This is a genomic window from Methylomonas koyamae, from assembly GCF_001644025.1.
In the GTDB taxonomy this organism is placed as follows: Bacteria; Pseudomonadota; Gammaproteobacteria; order Methylococcales; family Methylomonadaceae; genus Methylomonas; species Methylomonas koyamae_A.
In genome coordinates, this window is sequence record NZ_LUUK01000105.1 from 1 (window position 1) to 5,599 (window position 5,599).

The 5,599-nt window shown below is 60.4% G+C and carries 7 protein-coding genes; 4 read left to right on the forward strand and 3 right to left on the reverse strand.

The window, feature by feature from the left end:
* Together glcF and A1355_RS08610 are read left to right on the forward strand one after the other, a co-directional pair.
* Positions 1-1,172: glycolate oxidase subunit GlcF (glcF, locus tag A1355_RS08605; RefSeq protein WP_064027042.1), on the forward strand; the 1,172-nt coding region annotated here is incomplete at its 5' end.
* A 340-nt stretch (positions 1,173-1,512) separates the two neighbouring features.
* Positions 1,513-2,358: a hypothetical protein gene (locus tag A1355_RS08610; protein ID WP_064027044.1), complete on the forward strand. Its 846-nt coding sequence runs from the start codon at positions 1,513-1,515 to the stop codon at positions 2,356-2,358.
* Here A1355_RS08610 and A1355_RS08615 read toward each other — a convergent pair.
* Both A1355_RS08615 and htpX read right to left on the reverse strand, forming a co-directional pair.
* Positions 2,355-2,585: a DUF2835 domain-containing protein gene (locus A1355_RS08615; protein ID WP_064027046.1), complete on the reverse strand. Its 231-nt coding sequence runs from the start codon at positions 2,583-2,585 to the stop codon at positions 2,355-2,357. The genes A1355_RS08610 and A1355_RS08615 overlap by 4 nt on opposite strands.
* Before the next feature lie 40 nt (positions 2,586-2,625).
* Positions 2,626-3,501 (reverse strand): protease HtpX, encoded by an 876-nt coding sequence (gene htpX / locus A1355_RS08620; protein ID WP_064027048.1) that lies wholly within the window; start codon positions 3,499-3,501, stop codon positions 2,626-2,628.
* A gap of 113 nt (positions 3,502-3,614) precedes the next feature.
* Between htpX and A1355_RS08625 the strand changes: the two genes are divergently transcribed.
* The gene (locus A1355_RS08625) at positions 3,615-4,724 is read left to right on the forward strand and encodes a PQQ-dependent sugar dehydrogenase (protein ID WP_064027050.1); all 1,110 of its coding nucleotides are present in this window, start codon (positions 3,615-3,617) and stop codon (positions 4,722-4,724) included.
* Positions 4,721-5,356 (forward strand): NUDIX domain-containing protein, encoded by a 636-nt coding sequence (locus A1355_RS08630; RefSeq protein WP_064027052.1) that lies wholly within the window; start codon positions 4,721-4,723, stop codon positions 5,354-5,356. The genes A1355_RS08625 and A1355_RS08630 overlap by 4 nt, the downstream gene beginning before the upstream one ends.
* 21 nt (positions 5,357-5,377) lie before the next feature.
* Here A1355_RS08630 and A1355_RS25670 read toward each other — a convergent pair.
* On the reverse strand, positions 5,378-5,599 hold a 222-nt coding region (locus tag A1355_RS25670), incomplete at its 5' end, for a hypothetical protein (protein WP_197471752.1).

Genomic DNA, 5,599 nt, shown 5'->3' on the forward strand with positions numbered 1-5,599 from the left:
AAGGCGCCGTCGCCGAGCAACTGCTGCGCGCTTGCGTGCATTGCGGATTTTGCAATGCGGTTTGTCCGACTTACCGCCTGCTGGGCGACGAATTGGACGGGCCGCGCGGCCGGATTTATCTGATCAAGCAAACCCTGGAAACCGGCGCGGCCGACGCCGCCGGTCTGAGCCATCTTGACCGTTGCCTGACTTGCCGGTCCTGCGAAACGGCCTGTCCCTCCGGTGTGGAATACGGCCGATTGTTGGACATCGGCCGCGAGCTGATGGCTAAACCAGGCATACGTCCGCGGCGCCAACGCTGGCTAAGACGCGGGCTGGTCGCGGCGCTGGCCTATCCGCGCCGGGTGGCTTGGTTGATCGGCGCGGCGCGGCGGCTCAAGCCGTGGTTACCCGGATTTCTGCGCGCGAAACTGCCGGACCGGCAAGCCGCCGAAACGTGGCCGGCACCGCGTCATCAACGGCGGGTGTTGATCCCGCAAGGTTGCCTGCAGCCGGCCTTGGCGCCGCGCATCGACGCCGCGACGGCTCGGGTGCTGGATAGTCTCGGCATCAGCGCCGTTTCGTTGCCGGCCGGTTGCTGCGGTGCCCTGCCCCACCATCTGGACGCTCAGTCCGAGGCGTTGGCGATGGCGCGCGCCGCTGTCGATCGTTGCTGGCCGGCGTTGCAAGCCGGTGCCGAAGCCGTGGTTTCCACGGCTAGCGGTTGCGGAGTCACGCTCAAGGACTACGGCCGACTTCTGGCCGACGACCCGGATTACGCCGCGAAGGCGGCGGCGGTCGCGGCCAAGACCCGCGACATCGCCGAGCTGCTTAGCGGAGAAGACCTGAGCCGCTTGGCGATCCGGACTTGCCGGGTAGCGGTACATTCGCCCTGCACGCTGCAACACGGCCAAGGCCTGCCCGGTATCGTCGAGTGCTTGCTGAAGGGCCTGGGCTTCGAACTGGCGACGGTCGCCGACGCCGATCTGTGCTGCGGCTCGGCCGGCAGCTACAGTCTGCTGCAACCGGCAATCGCCGAACGCTTGCGCGATGCCAAGCTAACGACCTTGCAAGCCGGCGCGGCGGACGTCATCGTCACCGCCAACATCGGCTGCTGGCTGCACTTGCGCGAGCGGGCGACGCTTCCGGTTCGCCACTGGATCGAATTGCTGGACCCCGGCGCGCCGGGCTAGCGCCGCTGACGCCACGGCCGGTCTTGGCGTCGATATTGGATGTTGCATGGTCGCCGCGCGCACCGGCCCCGGTAGCCCGCCCAAGTTTATCGAATATACAGATGAACTCATCAAAACATATCGTTTTATTTAATTCAAAACCGCCGCTACGCTAAGCCACCTATTCGATGGACGCTTGGCCGCTGTCGGTTCCGTGGCGTGTCGCTAAACGCCATTTCAACCGGTGCATCAGAGATTCGGACGCCGTTAAATGCGGATCGGCATAGCCGGTCGCGCAACCTGTTGCCTCGAACAAAACCCATCGAGTACGCCCTTTTGCCCCCATAGTCAGGAGACAACCATGCCATTACTGCAACTGGTGGAATATTTCAACGACCGGCTGGAACAGGAACACAACAGCGGGTTTCGGCCGTTTGTGCTGCGGGACGGCCGGGTGGAAGCCTCGTTCGGACCGATTCGACTGGCAAGCCAATTAAACCCGGTTCGGGAAACCTTGCGCAGCGCGCGACGCGTCGGCCACATGGCCCAACTGCAAATCAGCGCCAATCCGGCTTCAAGCCCGCCGCCGGCCGCAGTCGACGCGCTACTGAATCCGGAGCCGCCGCCGCAGAGCATCGTCAATTTCGACCGGCTGTCGCGCGCGGTGCACATGCTGAATTATTTGCCCGAAGCGCATCTGGACGAGATTTTGTTTCTGGATGTCGATCCCCGCCACATCCTCGGCGTCAAAACCGACCACGGCGCGTATTTCGAGGAAGTCATCGTCAAATGCGGTCTGCAAACCGGCAACGTCGCCATCGTCTTGACCGTGAACCGGATTTACGCCCGCTACTACCAAACCCTACTGAAAGGCTTGCAAAACTATCAAGCGCGCGGTTATCGGGTGGCGTTGAAATTCGATTATCCGACCCTGGATCGGGCGGCACTGGATTTACTGGCCCGAGCCGCCGCCGACTTCGTGTGCTTGTCGGCCGGCGAACTGGAACGGATTCGTGACAGCCGCTTATTGGAGAAACTGCGCCAATTGAACGGCTTGGTCGACTCGATAGGCGGTCGCGGCATTTTGCTCGACATCGCCGACAAACAGAACGCCGCGCTGGCCCGTCAAACCGGCTTCGGTCTGGTGCAGGGCGAACATTTCGAGGCAACGGACGTGCCGGCACCGGTTTACGCCCGTTTGGCCTAAGCGAGTTTTTTGATTGAAACGAACTTATTGGCCTCGGTCAGTTCCATTTCGAAATGGCCCTGAATGCCGGATTTGGTGAGATAGCGTTGCACATTGCCGGCCGGAAATACCACCCGGCGGCCGTCGTCGCTCAAGGTGGTGACGGTTTTGGCGTGGCCCTGGTAAACCGCCAAGTATTGATCGTAACTCAGGTTTAAACGGAAGCGGATATAGCGACGATTGGACATTAAAAAGCCGCGCCGGCTAGCCGGCGCGGCCTCCCTTCGGTTAACGCATGTTTTGCAAGGCTTCGATGCGCTCTTCGAGCGGCGGATGGCTCATGAACAAGCGCTGCACCCCGCCGCCGTTAATGCCGAACGCGGCCAGTTCTCCCGGCAATTGCGCCGGCTCGTGCGAACGCTGCAAGGCTCGCAACGCACCTATCATTTTCTGCCGACCGGCCAAATTGGCGCCGCCGGCATCGGCCCGGAATTCGCGGTAACGCGAGAACCACATCACCAGCATCGAGGCCAAAATCGACAACGCGATCTGAGCGATCATCTGGGTGATGTAATAGGCCGGACCGTAGCCGCGTTCGGTCTTGAACACGGCCCGGTCGACGACGTAGCCGATGATGGTCGCGAAGAAGTAGACAAAGGTGTTGACCACGCCTTGCATCAGGGCCATCGTCACCATGTCGCCGTTGGCGACGTGGCTGATCTCGTGGCCGACCACGGCTTCCACCTCGTCCGCGCTCATCGCTCTCAGCAAGCCGGTGCTGACCGCCACCAATGCGTCGTTGCGGTTGGCGCCGGTCGCAAAGGCGTTGGGTTCAGGCGCGTCGAAAATCCCAACCTCGGGCATGCCGATACCGGCCTTTTGCGCTTGGCGGGAAACGACCTCCAGCAGCCATTGTTCGGTCTGGTTTTGCGGACGATCAATCACATGCACGCCCATCGCGTTTTTAGCCGACCATTTGGACATGAACAACGAAATAACGGAACCGGTCATGCCAAATACCGCCGACATCGCCAGCAAGCCTTCCAGATTCAGGTCGACGCCTTGGGCATCCAACGCGCCCTTCAGGCCGAGGACGCTAAAAATGATACTGATCGCGATCATGATGGCCACGTTGGTGGCCAAAAACAGCAGTATTCTCGTCATGGTGTGACTTTCCTTTATCGTTGTTGAGTGGTGATTAATGTGGGGCGCCTAAAAATTAAATTCAAGCTTATAGAGTGTTACCATCTGCGAAAAGTTTATTTTGGGGTATAAAAATGAAAATAATCCAAGCGCTATGGCTGGTTTTGGCGACGATCGGCGCCGCCCACGCCGCCGATCGCGGCTACGAGTCGGTACTCAGCCAGCTCAAGTTGCCGGCCGGCTTCAAGATTAGCATTTTTGCCGACGGCGTACCCAATGCCCGGCAATTGGCGCTCGGCGACAACGGCACGGTGTTCGTCGGCAGCCGCGACGGCAATGTATTCGCGGTGCAAGACCGAGACGGCGACGGCGTGGCCGAGCAAAAATTCCAAATTGCCCAACAATTAAACCTGCCGAACGGCGTGGCGTTTAAAAACGGCTCTTTGTACGTCGCGGAAATTCAACGCATCATCCGCTTCGACAATATCGAACAGCGCTTGAGCAACCCGCCCAAACCCGAAGTGGTCTACAACGATTTCCCGGAAGACCGCCATCACGGCTGGAAGTATCTGCGCTTCGGTCCGGACGGGAAGCTGTATACCGCCGTCGGCGCGCCGTGCAATATCTGCGATCCCGGCAAGCCGATCTACGGTGCGCTGGTCCGCCTGAATCCGGACGGGAGCGACTTCGAAATCCTGGCGCGCGGCATTCGCAACACGGTCGGCTTCGACTGGGAAACCCGCACCGATCATTTGTTCTTTAACGACAACGGCCGCGACTATTTGGGCGACGACCTGCCGCCCGACGAACTCAACGAATGGAGCCGGCCCGGCGAACACTTCGGCTACCCATACTGCCACGCCGGCACCATCCCGGATCCGCAACTGGCCGGCGACAAAAAATGCAACAGTTTTATCGCGCCGGCCTGGAAATACAAAGCCCATATCGCGCCGCTGGGTATGCGCTTTTACACCGGCAAACAGTTCCCCGACCAGTATTTCCGGCAATTGTTCGTCGCCCAACACGGTTCATGGAACCGGACTCAACCGCAAGGCTACCAGATCGACGTCGTCAAATTCAGCGGCGGTCATCCTTATAACGAACAAGCCTTTATTAGTGGTTGGCTGACCGCGTCGGGCGAAGTGCTGGGCCGGCCGAACGACGTTATCGTCGGCCGCGACGGCAGCTTGCTGATTAGCGACGACAAGCTTGGCGTCATCTACCGGGTGAGCTACGGCCGATGAGCAAACATCAATTCGAAGTGCTGGACGTCAAAACCGTCTACGAGGGATTTTTTCGGCTGGAACAATACCACGTAAGGCACACGCTGTATCGGGGCGGCTGGAGCCGGCCCTTGCAACGCGAGTTGTTTCGGCGCGGCAACTGCGTGGCGGTTTTGCTTTACGACCCGGACCGGGATGAAGTGGTGTTGATCGAGCAATTTCGGGTCGGCGCCATCCTGAGGCCGAACCATGCTTGGCAAATCGAAATCGTCGCCGGCGCGATCGAGGACGGCGAGACCGCCGAGGACGTCGCCTACCGCGAAGCGCTCGAAGAAGCCGGCTGCGAAATTCTGGATCTGATCGAAGTCAAACGTTTCTACACGACGCCGGGCGGCTCGTCGGAATTGATCACCCTGTTCTGCGGCCGAGTCGATAGCCGCGGCATCGGCGGCGTTCACGGCCTGGACCACGAGGACGAAGACATCCGCGTCTTCGCGGTCAAGACCGAACAAGCTTTCGATATGCTGGAAGACGGCTCTATAGAATCCGGAATTCCAATTCTGGCCTTGCAGTGGCTGTATATGCACCGCGACCGCTTGCGGGCGCGCTGGGCGGCGAGTCCGGCCGAGCGGGAGCAGCCAGAACCAGCCTAGGCCCGCGCACCCTGGCTGGCGCTAACGCCCTTTGAACACACCGGCCTTGCCCAACCAGGGGTTGAATTTCTCCAACAACCAGGCTTTGGCGAATTCGTCGTTTTTGACGAGCAAATCCAAAAAAGCGGTGCTCGCGCTTTGCACCGCCGCAACTTGTTTGTACGCGCGTTCTATCCGCATTTTTTCCAGGTCTTCGCCGCGCAAGCCGTAGCCGGGGCCGCCGCCCATCGGCGGTCCGCCGCC

Excerpts from the sequence above, each read along its gene's own strand:
- A1355_RS08610 (WP_064027044.1), top strand. The coding sequence starts at position 1,513 with ATGCCATTACTGCAACTGGTGGAATATTTCAACGACCGGCTGGAACAG.
- A1355_RS08615 (WP_064027046.1), bottom strand. The coding sequence starts at position 2,585 with ATGTCCAATCGTCGCTATATCCGCTTCCGTTTAAACCTGAGTTACGAT.
- htpX (WP_064027048.1), bottom strand. The coding sequence starts at position 3,501 with ATGACGAGAATACTGCTGTTTTTGGCCACCAACGTGGCCATCATGATC.
- A1355_RS08625 (WP_064027050.1), top strand. The coding sequence starts at position 3,615 with ATGAAAATAATCCAAGCGCTATGGCTGGTTTTGGCGACGATCGGCGCC.
- A1355_RS08630 (WP_064027052.1), top strand. The coding sequence starts at position 4,721 with ATGAGCAAACATCAATTCGAAGTGCTGGACGTCAAAACCGTCTACGAG.